11 protein-coding genes are annotated in these 17,660 nt (G+C 60.5%); all 11 read right to left on the reverse strand.

From position 1 onward, the window contains the following. Positions 1-7: 7 nt before the first annotated feature. The 11 genes from AB4O01_RS06060 to AB4O01_RS06110 all read right to left on the reverse strand — a co-directional run bounded on the left by AB4O01_RS06060 (position 8) and on the right by AB4O01_RS06110 (position 17,571). The gene (locus AB4O01_RS06060) at positions 8-3,085 is read right to left on the reverse strand and encodes an autotransporter domain-containing protein (protein WP_460090993.1); all 3,078 of its coding nucleotides are present in this window, start codon (positions 3,083-3,085) and stop codon (positions 8-10) included. An 89-nt stretch (positions 3,086-3,174) separates the two neighbouring features. Then, positions 3,175-6,126 (reverse strand): autotransporter serine peptidase EprS, encoded by a 2,952-nt coding sequence (gene eprS / locus AB4O01_RS06065; RefSeq protein WP_460090995.1) that lies wholly within the window; start codon positions 6,124-6,126, stop codon positions 3,175-3,177. Positions 6,127-6,605: 479 nt separating this feature from the next. Next, entirely contained in the window at positions 6,606-7,976 is a 1,371-nt protein-coding gene (locus AB4O01_RS06070; RefSeq protein ID WP_093431325.1) for a TolC family outer membrane protein, read from the reverse strand. A 2-nt stretch (positions 7,977-7,978) separates the two neighbouring features. After that, positions 7,979-9,328 carry an HlyD family type I secretion periplasmic adaptor subunit gene (locus AB4O01_RS06075; RefSeq protein ID WP_034154169.1) on the reverse strand — a complete coding sequence of 450 codons (1,350 nt, stop codon included), beginning with the start codon at positions 9,326-9,328 and terminating at the stop codon, positions 7,979-7,981. Then, positions 9,325-11,100: a type I secretion system permease/ATPase gene (locus tag AB4O01_RS06080; protein WP_127927378.1), complete on the reverse strand. Its 1,776-nt coding sequence runs from the start codon at positions 11,098-11,100 to the stop codon at positions 9,325-9,327. The genes AB4O01_RS06075 and AB4O01_RS06080 overlap by 4 nt, the downstream gene beginning before the upstream one ends. A 209-nt stretch (positions 11,101-11,309) precedes the next feature. Next, positions 11,310-11,732 (reverse strand): AprI/Inh family metalloprotease inhibitor, encoded by a 423-nt coding sequence (locus AB4O01_RS06085; RefSeq protein WP_175559573.1) that lies wholly within the window; start codon positions 11,730-11,732, stop codon positions 11,310-11,312. Between the two features lie 93 nt (positions 11,733-11,825). Beyond that, positions 11,826-13,271: a serralysin family metalloprotease gene (locus AB4O01_RS06090; RefSeq protein WP_460090996.1), complete on the reverse strand. Its 1,446-nt coding sequence runs from the start codon at positions 13,269-13,271 to the stop codon at positions 11,826-11,828. 494 nt (positions 13,272-13,765) lie between these two features. Continuing rightward, positions 13,766-14,851 (reverse strand): polyamine ABC transporter substrate-binding protein, encoded by a 1,086-nt coding sequence (locus AB4O01_RS06095; RefSeq protein ID WP_460090997.1) that lies wholly within the window; start codon positions 14,849-14,851, stop codon positions 13,766-13,768. A gap of 58 nt (positions 14,852-14,909) precedes the next feature. Then, positions 14,910-15,254, reverse strand: coding sequence for a cupin domain-containing protein (locus AB4O01_RS06100; RefSeq protein ID WP_257355199.1), 345 nt, complete (start codon positions 15,252-15,254; stop codon positions 14,910-14,912). Positions 15,255-15,296: 42 nt separating this feature from the next. After that, positions 15,297-16,703 carry an NAD(P)/FAD-dependent oxidoreductase gene (locus tag AB4O01_RS06105; protein WP_460090998.1) on the reverse strand — a complete coding sequence of 469 codons (1,407 nt, stop codon included), beginning with the start codon at positions 16,701-16,703 and terminating at the stop codon, positions 15,297-15,299. Between the two features lie 52 nt (positions 16,704-16,755). Continuing rightward, entirely contained in the window at positions 16,756-17,571 is an 816-nt protein-coding gene (locus AB4O01_RS06110) for a helix-turn-helix domain-containing protein (RefSeq protein ID WP_099759231.1), read from the reverse strand. Between the last annotated feature and the right edge of the window lie 89 nt (positions 17,572-17,660).

Consider the following 17,660-nt stretch of genomic DNA (forward strand, 5'->3'; position numbering starts at 1 on the left):
GAACGCCTTAGAACTGCCAGTCGAGGGTCAGACCCACACCGTGGTCTTTCTCGTTGTTACCGATCAGGCCGTTGTAATCCAGGTTCACCCGCACATCGCGATTGAGCGCCAGACCTGCGCGCACACCGACCACTGCGGCGTCGCGATCCATCGACACGCTCTGCACGGTGAACGCGCTGTTGCCGTTGGCGAAGGCCAGATGGCTGTCAGCGTCGACACTGCTCAGGTTGTGCTGCCAGCCGAGGCTTGCGCCCAGTTCCAGCTGATGCTGATCCGACAGCGCGAAGCTGCGCTTGGCGCGCACGCCGAGGGTCGACAGCACCACATCGCGGTTGTCCTCACCGCCCTTCAGCGCGGCGGCGTCACCTTTTTCGGTGAAGCTTTCGGTGTTCAGGTGCACATAGGACAGATTGGCGAACGGCTCCAGGTTCATCGGTTGCAGGCCCAGATCATAGGCGGCCTCGGTGAAGACTTGAGTGGTTGCAGCATCGTGCTTGGTCTTTTGTTTTCCGCTCACGTCCCCGAACTGCAGGTCACGTTTGACGTCGACACGGTGCCAGCTGTAGGCGCCGCCGACGGTCAGACGCAGCGCATCGATCTGATGGCCCAGGTACGCACCCAAGTGGTAGCTGTCGACTGACGCCGACGAATGCGTGCCGCTGCCCATGCTCAATGAGCTGTCGCTATAACCGGTAACGAAACCCAGACGGGTATCTTCAGCGATCAAGCCATCGACACCGGCCAGCAGGCCGCCAATGGAGCTGTTGGAGTCGGCATTGTCATGCCCGCCATCGCTCTTGCCCCACGAACCCAGGACCTTGACCCAGGCGTTGCTGCGATCGTCAGTCGGTGCGCCAGCGTTGAACAGATCACGCTCGCGCAGACGTTCGCCAATGGCTTCACGCAGGTAACGGCTGTCGTTGATCAGCATCGTGCCAATGGCCGGATGGATCTCGCCGGACAACTGCTGGAAGGCTTGCTGCGCCGACGCCGCATTCGGCGACAGCAACAGGGTTTCAAACAGCGCGTTACCAGCGCCCAGACGCTCGGCCGCCGCACCGACCGCACGCTGGTTCGGCGTCAAACCGACGCTGGCGAACGAAGCGTCGTTACGCCCGACCGCCAACTGGATGCCATCGGCCGAGTACGCCAGCGTGCCGCCGAGAAAGGCGTAATCCGGCAACACCTGACCGAAGCGGCCTTCAATACCGCCCGCCGCTTGCAGGATGTTGTAGCGCGTGCCGAGCAGGCTTTGCACTTCATTGGTGCTCAGCAGCGTCGGGCTGTTTTCCAGCGACATGCTCACTGTGGCGCCTTCAATCACGGCTTTGCCGGTAGCGATGATCTGATCGCTGCTGGTCGGCGATAGCTCTACGGCGTAGGTCGAACCCGGCTCGAAGGTCACATCCCCGGCCACGTTCATCGTGCCGATGGAGTTACCCGGAGCCACCGTACCGCCGCTGTTCACCGACAGCGCGCCGATGTGGCCATTGCCGCCGAGGATACCGCCGTCATTCACCGTCACCGCCGATTGCAGCGAACCGTTGATGGCCAGGCGCCCCTGATTGACCAGGGTCGGGCCGCTGTAAGTGTTGTTGCCGGTCAGCACCAGCGTGCCGATACCTTGCTTGGTCAAACCGCCGTGACCGGAAATGTCGTTGCGCCAGGTGTCGAGGCCGCAGGTGATGTCGGTGCACACACGCTCGGTCGGTTTGCCTTGATCGATGATTGCGCCGATGCCCGGCAGATCCGCGACAAACTGGCCGGAGCCGTAAGCGCCGTCGATGCGGAATTCGGCCGGGATGTCCTGCTCCGTGACGAACATCGACGGGCCGTCAATGCCTTTGCGCAGGTTGATCATGCCCCAGCCGTACAAGGCGTCGATGCCCGGTGCGCCGAGGTCGGTGGCCGTAGTGCGCAAGACCGTGGCGACCTGATCACCGCTCATGTACGGGAAGCGCTCCATCAGCACCGCCATGGAACCGGCGACATGCGGCGCGGCCATCGAGGTGCCGTTGTAGTTTTTGTAACCGGTGGTCAGGTTGTCGGCGTTGGTGCCTTCGATGATCGAGCTGAAAATCTTCGTACCCGGCGCCGAGACGCAGAAACTCGCGGTATAGCCGCAACGCGAAGAGAACGTACTCATGATGTACGGATTGGCGCTGGCCAGGTCCGGGTTCTTCTGCAGCGCGGCGACGGTGATCCAGTTCGGCGCGATGTCCGGGACAAAATAGCCGAGGCCGGCGATGGCGTCCGGGTTGTTGAGGTTGTAGTCGTTGCCGGCGGCGAAGATCGTCACGATGCCACTGCGCGCGGCGGCAATCGCACCGTCGTAGGCGCCGCCGGGCTTGGTGCCGAGCAGCGTGCGGATTTCGTTGAACTGCACTTGCGCGTCATTGACGGTGAAGTGCGGGTACGCCGGATCGCGGCCGCCGAGGTCGAAACGGTCAGTGATGCCGATGCCCCAGCTGTTGTTGATGATCCGCGCGCCGCTGGCGATCAGTGCGTCCCAACCGGCCTTGTACACCGCGCCGTCGTTACCGCGAACGATGCCGTCTTCCGGGCCCGGGTCGCCGTTGTCGGCGCTGATGATCTGCGCACCGAATGCCACGCCGTGCATCGGCCCGCCGTCGCGACTGCCGGCGGCGATACCGCCGACGTGGGTGCCGTGGGCGCCGAGTTTGCCGTCGGAACCGACCGAGGGCGAACCGTCATAACGGAACGCATCGCCGGCTTTGACCGGGATGTACGGGTCGGTGTATTCGCGAATCCCGCTGGTGACCAGGGTGACGACTTTATTGCTGCCGGAGAACTCCGGGTGCGCGGCATACACCGGCTGATCAAAGATCCCCAGTTTCACGCCTTTGCCGGTATAGCCGGCGGCGTAGGCGTGATCGGCACCGATCGCGCCCAGGCCCCAATCGGCCTGGAACTCGGCACTGCGCCAACTCGACGGATCGCCCGTACGACCGCTCTCCACGTAGGGTGCGGCGTGGGCGGTGCCGATGGCACAGAGCACGGCGAGCGTGAGGGTTTTCAGGGCAAAGCGGCCTCCCGTTTGCGCGGGGGTATTGTTGTTATTCATCCAGCGACCTTCCTTAGTGATGTTGCGAAAAATCCGTCTCTTCAGCTGTTGATCGTTCCCACGCTCCGCGTGGGAACGATCAGCGTGGGTTAGAACTGCCAGTTAAGACTCAGGCCAACGCCATGCAGCTTTTCGCGACTGGCCAGTTGTCCGTTGTAATCAAGGTTGACCCGTACATCGCGGCTCAGCGCGAGGCTGGCCTGCACGCCGACCAGTGCGGCATCGCGTACCAACGCGGAACTCTCCACCGCGTAAGGCGTGCCACCGCTGGCGAAGCGCAGATGCTGCTCGGAATCGATGTCGCTGAGGCTGTGCTGCCAGCCGAGATGGCCACTCACGTCGAGTGATTGCGCGGGCGAAAGATTGAACGTCTTGATCGCTCGCACACCGAGGGTGCTCAGCACCGCGTCACGCTGATCGCCGGAGCTTTTCAACGCCGCAGCGTCGCCCTTCTCGGTCAAACCTTCAGTGTCCAGATGCACGTAAGCCAGGTTGGCGAATGGCTCCAGCGCCAGTGGTTGCAGGTGCAAGCGATAAGCCGCCTCGCCGAACACTTGCGTGGTCGCCGCATCGACTTTGGCTTTTTGTTTGGCACTGACGTTGCCGTATTGCAGGTCGCGTTTCACATCGGCGCGATGCCAGCTGTAGGCCGCGCCGGTGCTCAAGCGCCAGGCGCCGATTTCACGACCGGCGTACGCGCCGAGGTGATAGCTGTCGACCTTGGCCGAGGAATGCGTGCCCGAACCCATGCTCAGCGAACTGTCGCTGTAACCGCTGAGCAGACCGATGCGCGTTTGCTCGTCCAGCGCGCCGTCGACACCGGCCAGCAGCCCGCCAATCGAGGTGTTGTAGCCCGCCGTGTCGTGGCTCGAATCAGTCGTGCCCCAGGCGCCGAGCGCCTTGACCCAGCCATTGCTTTGCGCAGCAGTTGTGTCGTGCAGACGCTCGCCTACTGCGTCACGCAACTGGCGGCTGTCGTTGATCAGCATCGAACTCAACGCCGGGTAGATCTCGCCGCTCAACTGCTGAAACGCCTGTTGCGCCGACCTCGCGTCAGGTGAACGCAACAGGCTTTCGTACACCGAGTTACCCGCGCCCAAGCCTTCGACGGCAGCCGCCACCGAGCGCTGATTCGGCGTTTGCCCGACACTGGCGAAGGTGGTCGCGTTACGTTCGATATCGAGTTGAATGCCATTGGCGGCGTAGTCGAGGCTGCCGCCGATAAACAGGTAATTCGGCAGCACGGCACCGAATTGGCCCTGAATGCCGCCGGCCGCTTGCAGGATGTCGTACTGGCGACCGAGCAGGCTTTGCACCTCGGTGGTGCTGAGCAGCGTCGGGCTGTTTTCCAGCGACAGGCTGACCGTGGCGCCGCTGATAGTGGCGGTGCCGCCGGCAACGATGCGGTCGCTGCTGGTTGGCGACAGTTCAACGGCGTAGGTCGAGCCCGGCGCGAAGTTCACATCGCCAGCGACATTCAAGGTGCCGATGGAGTTGCCCGGCGCCACGCGGCCGCCGCTATTGGCGGTCAACGCGGCGATGCGGCCGGAACCGCCGAGGCTGCCGCTGTCATTCACCGTCACGGCAGACGTCAGCGAGCCGTTGACCGTGAGCAAGCCGCCATTGACCGTGGTCGCACCGCGATAGGTGTTGTCGCCGGTGAGGATCAACTGGCCGCCGCCGGACTTGATCAGGCTGCCTTGATAAATCCTGCTCGCTGCTGCCGCATCACGGGCAGTGCCGACCGCGTAATCGATCTGATCCTGCTGACTGGCACCGGCAGCAACGCCGTTCTGCCAGCCCTTGACTTGCAGGGTTTGCTGCCAGGCGCTGTGCTCGGCGAGGTCTTCCGCCTGCCGCTGAATCAGCGCCTTGTCGGAGATGTCATTGCTCCAGACATCGCGCTGCCCTGCCCCCAAGTTGGCATCAAACGCACCGAGCAATTGCCCTGGCCCGCGCATCGCCCGGTTCAGGTTGGCCACGCCCCAGCCGACCCGCTCGGTCGGCGCAGCGGTGACAGAGCCATCCAGTTGCGTCGCGGTAGTCAGCAGCACTTCGAGCGCCTGCTGATTGGTCATGTACGGGTAGCGTTCCATCACCAGCGCCAGTGCCCCGGTCGCATGCGGCGCCGACATCGAGGTGCCGGACTTGATCGCGTAATCACCCCCGGGAATGGTGCTGTCGATCTTCGCCCCCGGCGTGGTGATGCACCAGTATTTGGCGAGGCCGCACTGGTTGTACTTTTGCTGATTGCTTTGATCGAGGCCCGACACGGCCAGCCAGTGGCCTTCCAGATCCGGCTGAAAGTACGGCAGCGCGGAACGCACGCTGGCGTTCGGATAGCCGCTGTTGCCGGCGCTGAATACGTTGATCACGCCGCGCCGGGAAACATCCGCTGCCGCGTCGAGCCAGGTGCCTTTATTCCAGTGCTGAGCGTACGCGGCGTGCAGATCGGCCAGTGTCCGGTAGCTGACATCCGGCGGCTGGCTGCCCCAACTGTTGTTGATCGCGCGCACGCCGGCATCGGCGAGGGCGTCGTATACCGCTTTGAAATAGCGCGGATCGGGGTTGGGGCCGAAGAGGAAGCTGTCGTTTTTGTTGGTGTTGCCGACGTAGATCTGCGCGTTGTACGCCACGCCGTGCATGCCGGTACCGTCGCGTGAGGCGCCCATGGTGCCAACGACATGCGTGCCGTGGGAGTCGTTGTTGGGGTTGAGGGTGCCATTGACGTTGAACAGTGAACCGTCAATGTAGCTGCCGCTGGCCATTACCGGGTGATAGCGGTCGCTGGCAAATTCCGGGTGGGCGGCATCGAAACCGGAGTCGAGGGCGCCGATTTTCACGCCTTTACCGGTGATGCCGGCGGCGTAGGCTTGCTCAGCCTGCATCCGGCTAAGGCCCCAGTCGCGGAGGAATTCGGCGCTGCGCCAACTGCCGGGATCGCCGGGTTGGCCGGTTTCGAGATATTGCGCCTGAGCCTGGGTTGCGGAAATCACAAGCAGCAGGGTACCGACCGAAATTGGCTTGATGCGTACGTCCATGTTCACCACTCACTTTTATTGTTTTATGCAGGTTCTTTTGCGGTGTTGCCTGTTCCCCTCACCCCAACCCTCTCCCCCAGGAGAGGGAGCTGACCTAGGTGTTTTGCGTCTTACATCGACCTGAAAAATCGCGTCGCTCATCCCCTCACCCCAGCCCTCTCCCCCAGGAGAGGGAGCTGACCGAGGTGTCTTACGGCATTCATCGAGCTGAAAAACCGCGTCGCTTATCCTCTCACCCCAGCCCTCTCCCTCCGGAGAGGGAGCTGACGGCGGTGTCTTGCGGCATTCATCGACCTGAAAAACCGCGTCGCTTATCCCCTCACCCCAGCCCTCTCCCCTAGGAGAGGGAGCTGACCGCGGTGTCTTGCGTCATGCATCAAGCTGAAAAACCGGCTCGATGTTGGATTCGGTGCCGCTCGTTCAGGTCGGCGTACTTCTGCAATATCCCCGGATCAGTCCCCTCTCCCTCTGGGAGAGGGTTAGGGTGAGGGCTGTTGAGCGACCACAAATGCCTCATCCACCCGCGCCAGATCCTGCTCGTTCAAGGTCCCGGCGTAATAATGCAACTTGGTCCAGGCCATCAAATAGTCGTACCGCGCCTGCGCCAGATCGCGGCGTGTGGTGAACAGTTGCTGCTCGGCGTTCAACGCGTCGAGGTTGGTCCGCTCACCACCGAGGATGCTTTGCTTAGTGGACACCACCAGCGCTTCCGCCGAGCTCAATGCCTTCTGATAAGCGCGCAATTTGCTCACCCCGGACAAACAAGCGCTGAACTGCCGCCGCAGTTCAATCAACGTCTCACGCGTCTTGCCGTCCAGCTCGTACTCCGCCTGCTCCATAGTGCGGCTGGCCTGACGCGTCGACGCCGACACCCCGCCACCGGCATACAACGGCACGCTGACTTCAAAACCGATGGTGTTGGTTTCGTAGCGCTGGTTGTAGGTGTTGCCGCTTTCCGATTCGTTCTGGCGCATCGAGGCATAGGCGCTGACTTTCGGCAAATGCCCGGCGCGATTGCGTTCCACTTCATAACGCGCAACTTCCACGGCCTGACGCTGCGAGGCCAGATTCGGGTTATTGCTCACCGCCATTTCATGCCAGGTGTCGTAATTGGCCGGCATCAGCGCGAAGGTCTGGAAGTTCTGATCGAGCGGCGCCAGATCCCCGATGTCCACCGCCGGCGTGCCGACCAGTGCACCCAGTTCCCGTAGTGCGGCGTCCTGTTCGTTGCGCGCCTCGATCTCCTCGGCAGTCGCCAGTTCATAACGCGACTCAGCCTCAAGAATATCGGTACGCGTGCCCTCGCCCTGCTTGAACATGTGTTCGTTCTGCTGGAACTGCTGCTCGTACGCCTTCTTCTTCGCCTGCGCGATGTCGATCTGATCCTGCGCGAACAGTGCCTTGGTGTAGTTGTCCAGCACGCGAACCAGCAACTCCTGGCTCTTGCCGCGAAAGTTCTCGTCGGCAAACAACGATTGCGCGACACCTTTGCGATACGCGGCATAAGCCTCGTAGTCGAGTAGCGGTTGTTGCAGGGTCAGCGCCGAGCCGTAACTGCTGTAGTTACGATCGTCGGTACGGTTACGCGCGCGCTCATCGAGAGACGTAGCTTTCGACGAGTTGCGACCCTTGTTGTAGGTGTAACCGATGCGCGGCAACAGGCCGGCGCGGCCTATGGCGCGGTTTTCCAGGCCGGCATCGCGCTCCTTTATCGCGCCGAGGAACACCGGGTCATTGCGCAACGCCTGTTCGTAGATCTCGAACGGCCCCATGGCCGCCACTGCCGAGTGACTCGCGAGCAGCAAGAATGCTGCTGCGAGCGTGGAAAGCTTATTCATACAGCCGCACATCCTTATTCTTCGGTCAGCGCAGAGCCGGCCCGGTCAAGCAGCGGTTTGAACAGATAGTTGAGCAGTGAACGCTCACCCGTACGCACGAACATTTCTGCCGGCATGCCGGGCTTGATCACCAGACCGTTGAGTTTTTCCATGGCCTGATCGCTGACACTGCTGCGCAACACGTAGTACGGCACGCCGGTTTTCTCATCGACCATCTGGTCGGCGGAAATCAGGCTGACTTCGCCCGGTACACGCGGGGTTTTGCTCTGGTTGAACGCGGTAAACAGGATGTCCACCGGCAAATGCGCGCCGACCTTGTCGATCAGGTTGATCGGCAAGTGCCCTTCCACTTCCAGCGTGGTGCCTTGCGGGACGATCTCCAGCAACGTTTCACCCTGACGCACCACCGCGCCTTCGGTGTGCACGCCGAGATTGACCGCCACGCCATCGGCAGTGGCGATGATTTCGCTGTGTTGCAGGTCGAAACCGGCGGAAGTCAGTTGCTCCGACAGAGTCACGCTTTTCAACTGCGCGTCGGCCAGTTGCGTGCGGACTTCCTTCTGGTATTCCTCGGCGTGCTGTTGCAGTTTCAGCCGCGACTCGAGGATGCCCTGCTCCACGCGACCGCTTTCACCGGTGTTTTCCGCCAGTTGCTGCTGCACTTGCGACAGTTGCCGCTGGTATTCCATCAAGCGGTTGCGCGGGATGTAGCCGTTGTCGGCGAGCGGCTGCAGATTGCTCAACTGTTGTTGCAGCGAGTCGGCCTGAGCATTGAGATCAGTGCGGGCGCGGCGCATGCCGGCCAGTTGCGCGGTGGCGCCTTCGATGCTTGCGCGCAGTCCGGCCTGCTCGCGGTAGTAGGCCTCGCGACGGCTGCTGAACAATTGCCGCTGACCTTCCAGTACCAGTGCCAGACGCGGGTCCGGATCATTGCTCAGCTCAGCCGGAAAGGTCACTTGCTTGAGGTTGTCACGCTCAGCCTGCCAGCGCGCGAGACTGGCCCAGGCCATGCGGTATTGCGCTTGCAGCGACTGCACGTCAGCGGCGACTTGCGTTTGATCGAGGCGGAACAGCGGCTGGCCCTGCTTCACGATTTCGCCTTCGCGCACCAGAATCCGGCTGACTACGCCGCTGCTCATCGACTGCACGGCTTTGCGCTTGCCCGAGACCACGACCGTGCCTTGCACCGGAATGCCTTGATCCAGCGGCGCCAGGGCCGCCCAGGTGAAGAAACTGCCGGCGCCAACGATCGCCAGAATCCAGCCCATACGTGCGAAGAACTTCGCATCGCGCTCCGGGCGTTCGGTGATGTAGGCGTGTTCCATGCTCGCTTCGTTTTCAGTGTTCATGCTTGCGCTGCTCATACACCCGAATTCCTTGTCGAGGGCTGATACTGTCGGCTCATGCTGAGCCCGCCCGGTGCCGGTGCAGCTTTTTCCCGTTGTTGTTCTTGCTGGCCGGAAAGTGCCTTGAGCACGTCCTGACTCGGGCCGAAGGCTTGCAGACGCCCGTCATTGAGCACCAGCAGCTTGTCGGCCTGGGCCAGCACCGAAGAGCGATGTGTGACCAGCACCACCGTGGTGCCTTGGGCTTTGAGCGCGGCGATGGCGCTGGCCAATGCCGCTTCACCGACGGTGTCGAGGTTGGAATTCGGCTCATCCAGCACCACTAGACTCGGCGTGCCGTACATCGAACGCGCCAGTGCCACACGCTGCTTCTGGCCGCCGGACAAACCACTGCCGTCCTCGCCCAGTTGCGTGTCGTAGCCTTGCGGCAGACGCAGGATCATTTCGTGCACGCCGGCCTGTTGCGCCGCCGCCACGACTTTCTGCGGATCGGCCTCGCTGAAACGGGCGATGTTCTCAGCGATGCTGCCACTGAACAGTTCGATGTCTTGCGGCAGGTAGCCGATGTACGGGCCAAGGTCATCGCGGTTCCAGCGATGAATGTCCGCGCCATCGAGGCGCACAGTGCCGCCGAGGGTCGGCCAGACACCGACCAGCACCCGAGCGAGGGTCGACTTGCCGGAACCGGAAGCCCCGAGCACGCCGAGCACTTCGCCGGCATTCAGATTGAAGTTGACCATCTGCAGGGTCGCCGCACGTTGCCCCGGTGGACCGGCGCTGACCTGTTCGAAAGTGATCTGGCCTTTCGGCGCCGGCAGCGCCATAGCGTCGTCACTCGGCGGGAACGCTTGCAGCAATGCGTCGAGACGGCGGTAAGCCAGCTTCGCCCCGCTCCACTGTTTCCACACCGCAATCAACTGGTCGATCGGACTGAGCACGCGGCCCATCAGGATCGAACCGGCGATCATCATCCCGGCGGTCATATCACCCTTGATCACCAGCAAAGCACCCAAGCCCAACACCAACGATTGCAGGCACAGGCGCAGGGTTTTGCTCAACGAGCTGATCACCGCACCGGTGTCACTGGCCTGGTTTTGCAGGCCGAGGAAACGCGAATGCACCTGGAACCAGCGCTTGCGCAGGGAACCGAGCATGCCCATCGCCTGAATGGTTTCGGCATTGTGCAAATGGCTGGTGGCCAACTGGCTGGACTTCTGCGAATAACCGGCCGCTTCGCCCAGCGGCTTTTTGGTCATGTATTCGTTGAGGCAGGCCAGGCCGATCAGCAGCAGTGCGCCTGCTGTGGCGAGCACACCGAGCCAGACGTTGAACAGGTAAATCACAAACAGGTAGACCGGGAACCATGGCGCATCGAAAAACGCGAACAGCGCCGGCCCGGTAACGAATTGACGAATGTGCGTCAGGTCGCCCAGTGATTGCCCGGCGTTGCCCTCGCCCTTGAACAGGTTGCGCTCGAACGCCGCCTGGTAGACGCGCAGGTTGAAGCGGCGCTCCAACTGGCTGCCGATGCGAATCACGATAAAGCTGCGCACCACTTCCAGCAGGCCTATAAAGGCGAAGAAACCGACCACCATCAGCGACAACATCGCCAGGGTCGTTTCGTTCTGCGACGACAGCACCCGGTCATAGACCTGGAGCATATAGATGGAGGGCACCAGCATCAGCACGTTAATCAGTGCGGTAAAACAGCCGACGCTGATCAGGATACTTTTGTAGTCACCCAATGCCTTGAATAAGGGAGCGGTGGCTGGGGCCTTCGCCATCTTCATCGATTTTTCCTGAAATGATTGGGCCCGCCACACTTGGGCGGGGCTTCAATTAATGTTCCGCTTACCTGCGAAAGATGACTTGCAAGTACCCGTTTACACTTTCATAACAACTTGCGCAAATAACAGCGGTGCAGTTGTCGTTCGGCGTTTCTTATAACCAGCTTGTGGCGCTTTATATTAAAACCTTGTCGAAAACTGGATCATCATTACTATTGCGCTGCGCGCTCAAGTGTAATCACCAGGCCCGACTTCAAAGTGGTCAGATAAAGCCCGTCACGTTGTCGGCTGAAGAACTGGATTCTTGAGCCTTCCTTGCCGGTGATGGACAGGCCGTCAGGGTCGGGAAACCAGCCGATCGATGTTTGCTCAAGCCATGCACCGAGGCAATCGGCGCCCTCTCCCAAGGTCTTGTTTACATTCAATACCAGGGCGCAGGTATTGGAAGGTTTGTCCTGCTGCTTTTGCGCTTGTGGGTCCTCACCTCGGGTGGACAACGTCGCTTGCCACTGCCCGGCAAATACTGAAGGTTCTTCAAGTCTGAGGCTGCTTGCCATGCTGGTTTCTCCTGAAATCATGATCAGCGCCGCCGAGAGCCACGCCATTGCCTTGTAGGTAAAAGCTTTACAGATCATAGGAATATTCGCTCCGGCGTGTAGCCTTGCTTACCGAGCAACACGATGCAAGTGGAGAAAGCGGCGTATCACACGCCGCTTTCCACTTCTACATCACGCCACGATGTCGCTGGTGACTGCCTGGCCAACGGTGCTGACCTGGAAGTCCGCCACGCCGTGCCCGGAGAAGTCCACCGACAGCAGGCTGTTGCCGCCCGACGAAGTCAGGATGGCGTCACCGGCAGAACCGGTGAAGCTACTGACGAAGTGCAGGCCGGCACCGTTGGTGATACCGGTCAGATCGATTTTGTCGAGACCGCTGACGAAATCGAGGATCTGATCGATTGCACCTGGCTTGGAGTCCGAGCTGGCCGCGAACACAAAGGTGTCGGAACCGGCGCCACCCCACAGTTTGTCGGCACCACCGCCACCCCAGAGGATGTCGTTGCCGGCACCGCCCTTGAGTTCGTTGGCCACACTGTTGCCGATCAGCAGATCGTTGCCGGAACCGCCGATAGCGTTCTCGATGATCGCGCCTTTGGCGATGGATACGTTGCCCACCATGCCGCCAACGTCGGAGAACGAGGCGTCATTGAGGTTGATCTTCTGGTTCTGGGTGAAGCCCGAGAAGTCCAGAGTATCCTTGCCGCCCGCGTCCCACACTGAGAACACCACTTTGTCACTCGACGACGAAGCGCTGAGGAAATCACGGCCAGTGTTGGAGTTGAAGCCGTAGGTGGTGTCACCGGTACGGGTGGTGGTGTTGGCACCGTAAAGCTTCTGGATAGCAGCGATATCGTCCATCAGCGGGCCGGACGAATACGCTTCGACACCGCCCTTGCTGAAGTTCTGATTGGTGTTGCTTTCGCTCCAGTAGCTCATGACGCTATAGCCGCGAGTGTCTTGGCCGTAGGACGCGTCGTTGTAGGTCGGATTGCCATTCCCGGCGTTGTAGTCACCAGGGTGAGCGAGGCCCAGGCTGTGGCCGATTTCGTGAGTCAGGGTCTGACGACCGTAGTTGTTCAGATCCGGATTCTTGTTCTGCGTGTAGCCACTGTTGATCAGGTACCACGAGGTGCCGTCATAACCGGCGCCGGTGCCTGGCAGATAGGCGAACGCTGCAGCGCCATCCTGACCACCGCTGTAGTTACCGAAGGTCATGTGGCCGTCACCGCCCGAGGCTTTCTCGGTGAAGGTCACGTTGGCCACGTCAGCCCAGGATTGCATGGCGAGCTTGGCCTGGGCCTGTTGTTGTGCACTGAACTGACTGAACCCAGTGATCCCGTGCTTGTTCATCGTGCTGGACGATGCCGAGGTCAGGAACGTATAGGTGAGTTCGATCTTGCCGCTGCCATCCTTGTCCTGGTAGGCAGCGCCGTCGCGCAGCAACTGGGTTGCGGCCTGGTCGACGGAAAAGGAGGGTTTGCCATTGACCGTGAGGTTGCCACCGCGGTCGTACTGATGGCTGAAGCTATTGATCTGGTTGTACGCCGAGCTGAAGGCTGACAGCTGGAAAGCCTGTTCGGCGGTATCAATAGCATTCGTTTTAACTTTCGACATAAACACACTTCCTTGTTTAGCAATGGAACAGTTTTTGTCCGATAGGACTCTCTCTGGCGAGATCGTCCTATCACTCGCCCAATGAAGGCGTAAGAAACCTGACACAATTTGAAATCTGCCGTAAAGGATTTTTTTGAGATCAAATCGAGCTGTTTCCGGAAACTGCCGTAAACAAAGCGTGCGAGGTCGAAAGAATGTTTTAGTTGCGGAGCTTTTGCCTAATTGTCTGACGATTTTCTATTTAAATATTAAATATGGGTAAGTTGTTTTTTGTTAGCCGCGTCTCACTTTGCTGCACTTTATTAGTGCAATGACATTGTATTGATATCAACCCTTTAAACGCTGAAAGACATTGTGGGAGCGAGCCTGTTCCGGGCGGCGTTCCGACGAAGGCGTCGAGTCAGACAACATTGATGTTGAATGACAGATCGCCTTCGTCGGAACGCCGCCCGGAGCAGGCTCGCTCCCACAGGGATTTATGTATGCCTGGGTGATTAGCTACCAGTCCGGATCTTGTTCCACACCCGCGTGCGGATCCGGTCAATGTTCAACGGCATCGCCTCCAGCGCAAACAGTTTGCCCATCATCTCCGGGCTCGGGTAAACCTTGGTGTCGTTCTTGATCGCCGGGTCGATCAGGCTGTCGGCCTGCTCGTTACCATTGGCGTAGTGCACGTAGTTGCTGATGCCGGCCATCACATCCGGGCGCAGCAGGTAGTTCATGAAGGCGTAACCGGCCTTCTCGTCCGGCGCATCGGCCGGCATGGCGACCATGTCGAACCAGATGGCTGCGCCTTCCTTGGGAATGTTGTAGCCGATGTCGACACCATTCTTGGCTTCCTTGGCGCGGTTCTCGGCCTGCAGGATGTCGCCAGAGAAACCGACCGCCACGCAGATATCGCCATTGGCCAGGTCGCTGGTGTATTTCGAGGAATGGAAGTAGCTGACGTACGGCCGCACTTTCATCAGCAGTGCTTCAGCTTTTTTATAGTCTTCGGGATTTTTGCTGTGGTGCGGCAGGCCCAGGTAGTTCAGCGCCGCCGGCAGTAATTCCGGGCCGTTGTCGAGGATCGCCACACCGCACTTCTGCAGTTTTTCCATGTACTCGGGCTTGAAGATCAGGTCCCAGGAATCCACGGGCGCATCGTCACCCAGCACGGCTTTGACCTTGGCGATGTTGTAGCCGATGCCGGTGCTGCCCCACAAATAGGGGAAGCCGTGTTCGTTGCCTGGGTCGTTGGTTTGTAGCGCTTTGAGCAGCACCGGATTGAGGTTCTTCCAGTTCGGCAGCTGACTCTTGTCGAGTTTCTTCAGCGCCCCGCCCTGAATCTGCCGGGCCATGAAGTGGTTGGACGGAAACACCACGTCGTAACCGGATTTGCCGGTCATCAACTTGCCGTCGAGGGTTTCGTTGCTGTCGTAGACGTCATAGGTGACCCCAACGCCCGTCTCTTTCTCGAAGTTCTTGGTGGTGTCCGGCGCGATGTAGTCGGACCAGTTGTAAACCTTGACCGTTTCCGCTGCCTGAGCAAGGGAAACGGCGAGCATCAGCGGTGCCAGAGCGAGGGTCTTGCGGATCATGGATCGATTCCTGTGTGGGTTTTCTTTTTTGTTGGCAGGCAATCAAAGGATCAAACAATCAGAAAATCAGCACGTAGCTCTTGCGCACGGTTTCCTGGATATCCCAGATCCCGAGCGTGTTGGCCGGCAACATCAGTGCGTCGCCACCTTGTATGTGCAGGGTTTCGCCGCCACCGTCGGGGGTGAACGTGCAGCGCCCGGAAATGAAATGGCAGAACTCCTGCGCGGTGATCTGCCGACGCCAGCGCCCGGGCGTGCATTCCCAGACGCCGGTTTCGACGTCGTCATCGCGCTCGACGCTGGTGGTCGAAGCAATCGCCACCGGTTCGCCGAGGGGCACGGCCACCGGATTGGACTCATCCAGTTGCAGGGTTGCGGTGTTTTTAAACTGGGTAATGCTCATGGTCTGACCTGTCTTTTGGGCTTTCTTGAAGTAAATCGACGTTCAATGCATGAAGCCTTCCATGAAACCCGCCACCTGGCTGGCGAGTTTGCGCCGCCATGGCGCGGTCGCCGGGTTGGCCAGGGTCTGGTCTTCGTGGACGAAACTTTTGATGATCGCGTTGTAGCCCAACCAGCGGCATGGCTCCGGCTCCCACGCGCGCAGCGCATGAATGCCGCCGTCCGGCAGCACCCACGGCTGGCGAACCAGTTCGGTGTCGCGCTCAAGAATCAAGTCCGCCAGGGTGCGGCCGCCGAGATTGCTCGCGCCGACGCCCTCCCCGCCATATCCGCCGGACAACGCGATGCCGTTGGCACGATCGCAAAGCATGTGCGGTTTGAAGTGCCGGGACATCCCGAGGTTGCCGCCCCAGGCGTGGGTGATCTGCACGTTTTTCAGCTGCGGGAACAGTTCGCCGAACAGATAACGGCGCAACTCGACTTCATCACGAGTCAGATCAAAGTTATGGCGCAGCTTGCCAGCGAACTGGTAACCGCCACGGGCGCCGAAGATCAGCCGATTGTCGGCACTGCGCTGGCCGTAAGTGACCTGACGACTGAATTCGCTGAACGCCTGACCACGGTTGAGGCCAATTTCGTCCCAAGTCGCGGCAGACAATGGCTCGGTGGCGACAATCAGGCTTTGCACCGGTAGCTGATAGCGGCCCAGCGGTGGCAAGGTCACTGAATACCCTTCGACGGCCGGCACGATCCAGCGGCTGCGCACACTGGCCTTGGCGGTGCGCAAGCTGCCAGACTGCCAGTGAGTGACCGGACTGTTTTCGTAGATCTTCACGCCCATGTTCTGCACGGTGCGCGCCAGGCCGCGCACCAGTTTCGCCGGGTGGATGGTCGCCACGTGCGGCGCGTAAATCCCGCCATAAGGCTTGGCGACGCGGATCTGCTGCGCCAGTTGCTCGGGGCTGAGCCAACGATAATCGTCATCGGTCAGGCCTTGAGCGTGCAGTTTGCCCAAGTACTCGCGCAGAGAGGCTTCTTGTTCCGGATAACGCGCGGCGCAGTACAGCACGCCGCCCTTGCGGTAATCGCAGTTGATACCTTCGCGCTCGAGGACGATCTCGACTTCATCGGGAATGCTGTGTAGGAGATCGAACGACGCGCGGCGCTGCTCTGGCGACAACCCGGCCAGCAGACGATCCTCGCCAAGCAGGTTGCCCATCAACCAGCCGCCATTGCGACCGGAAGCGCCGAAACCGGCGGTCTGTGCTTCGACAATCGCGATGTCGAGCCCCGGCGCAAGCTTCTTCAGGTAGTACGCGGTCCACAGCCCGGTGTAACCGGCGCCGATGATCGCCACGTCGACGTCCAGATCTCGCTCAAGCTCGGGCCGCGCGGTCAGCGGCTCATCGAGTTGGTCCATCCACAAACTGATAGTGCGCCACGCCGGCATGCAAGACTCCGCCACTGAAATTCTTCGATGGCGTCGATCCTAGTGGCTGTACTCAGTGGATGTCTTGCGCGCGTGCCCGCAAAGAAATTTGTTTCGCGTAAGCCTTCGGCGACTGGCCGGTGTGCTGACGGAAACAGCTGTAGAACGCCGATAACGAATTGAAACCCGCAGCGAAAGCCAGTTCATCGATGCGCACCGGCGGCGCGGCGCTATCGAGCGAGCGCAGCAGATGTTGCAGGCGCGCCTGATTGACGTAGCGATAGAAGCTTTGCCCAAGCACCTGGTTGAGCAGATAGGAAATCTGATTGCGGCTGTACCCGCACTCCTTCGCCACCCGCTGCAAATCGAGTTCGGGATCAAGATACGGCTGTTGCTTTTCGAAATACTGCTGCAGGTCTTCGGCCATAAAACTCAACTGACGCGGCGACAAGCCCAGGCGACTGACTGCCGGGCGCTGACTTGACGAGGCCTTGCCCGCCGTTTGCGTGCGCACCAGCGAAGCGTATTCGTTGACGCGCCAGATCAGCCCGTCTCTGACCGTGAGCGCCTCGCTGGAGCGAAACGACACCAGGCCGTCGCCGCCGCGCAAGGTCACTTCGTATTGAATGAAAGCGGTGTTGCCGTCGACGCGAATACGGTCGCAATGCTCAAGCAGTTCGTCGGATTCTCGCGGCATGCTGACGCGCACGTACTCGCGTAACTCGTTGAGGCCGAGCACGCGGTTCTGGAAGAAATCGTTGTACTGAATGTCCGGATGATACAGCGCCATGACGCTGTCGAGGTCGCGGTGTTTCCAGCTCAGGTGATAGCGCATGACCGTTGCAGCCGTGGCTTGGGTCTGTTCAGGGCCGTCGTCGTCGGCGTGCATAAAAGGCTCGGCGCAAAAAACCCGAGCTTGCCCAAGTTCGCCACAGGCTTCAATGACTAATCCGTAATGGCGTTTTGGCGATGATTGCG

Source organism: Pseudomonas sp. S2_E02 (assembly GCF_054668355.1).

Coding starts and splice junctions, on each gene's coding strand:
- AB4O01_RS06060 (WP_460090993.1), bottom strand. CDS start 3,085: ATGAATAACAACAATACCCCCGCGCAAACGGGAGGCCGCTTTGCCCTG.
- eprS (WP_460090995.1), bottom strand. CDS start 6,126: ATGGACGTACGCATCAAGCCAATTTCGGTCGGTACCCTGCTGCTTGTG.
- AB4O01_RS06070 (WP_093431325.1), bottom strand. CDS start 7,976: ATGTGCGGCTGTATGAATAAGCTTTCCACGCTCGCAGCAGCATTCTTG.
- AB4O01_RS06075 (WP_034154169.1), bottom strand. CDS start 9,328: ATGAGCAGCGCAAGCATGAACACTGAAAACGAAGCGAGCATGGAACAC.
- AB4O01_RS06080 (WP_127927378.1), bottom strand. CDS start 11,100: ATGAAGATGGCGAAGGCCCCAGCCACCGCTCCCTTATTCAAGGCATTG.
- AB4O01_RS06085 (WP_175559573.1), bottom strand. CDS start 11,732: ATGATCTGTAAAGCTTTTACCTACAAGGCAATGGCGTGGCTCTCGGCG.
- AB4O01_RS06090 (WP_460090996.1), bottom strand. CDS start 13,271: ATGTCGAAAGTTAAAACGAATGCTATTGATACCGCCGAACAGGCTTTC.
- AB4O01_RS06095 (WP_460090997.1), bottom strand. CDS start 14,851: ATGATCCGCAAGACCCTCGCTCTGGCACCGCTGATGCTCGCCGTTTCC.
- AB4O01_RS06100 (WP_257355199.1), bottom strand. CDS start 15,254: ATGAGCATTACCCAGTTTAAAAACACCGCAACCCTGCAACTGGATGAG.
- AB4O01_RS06105 (WP_460090998.1), bottom strand. CDS start 16,703: ATGCCGGCGTGGCGCACTATCAGTTTGTGGATGGACCAACTCGATGAG.
- AB4O01_RS06110 (WP_099759231.1), bottom strand. CDS start 17,571: ATGCACGCCGACGACGACGGCCCTGAACAGACCCAAGCCACGGCTGCA.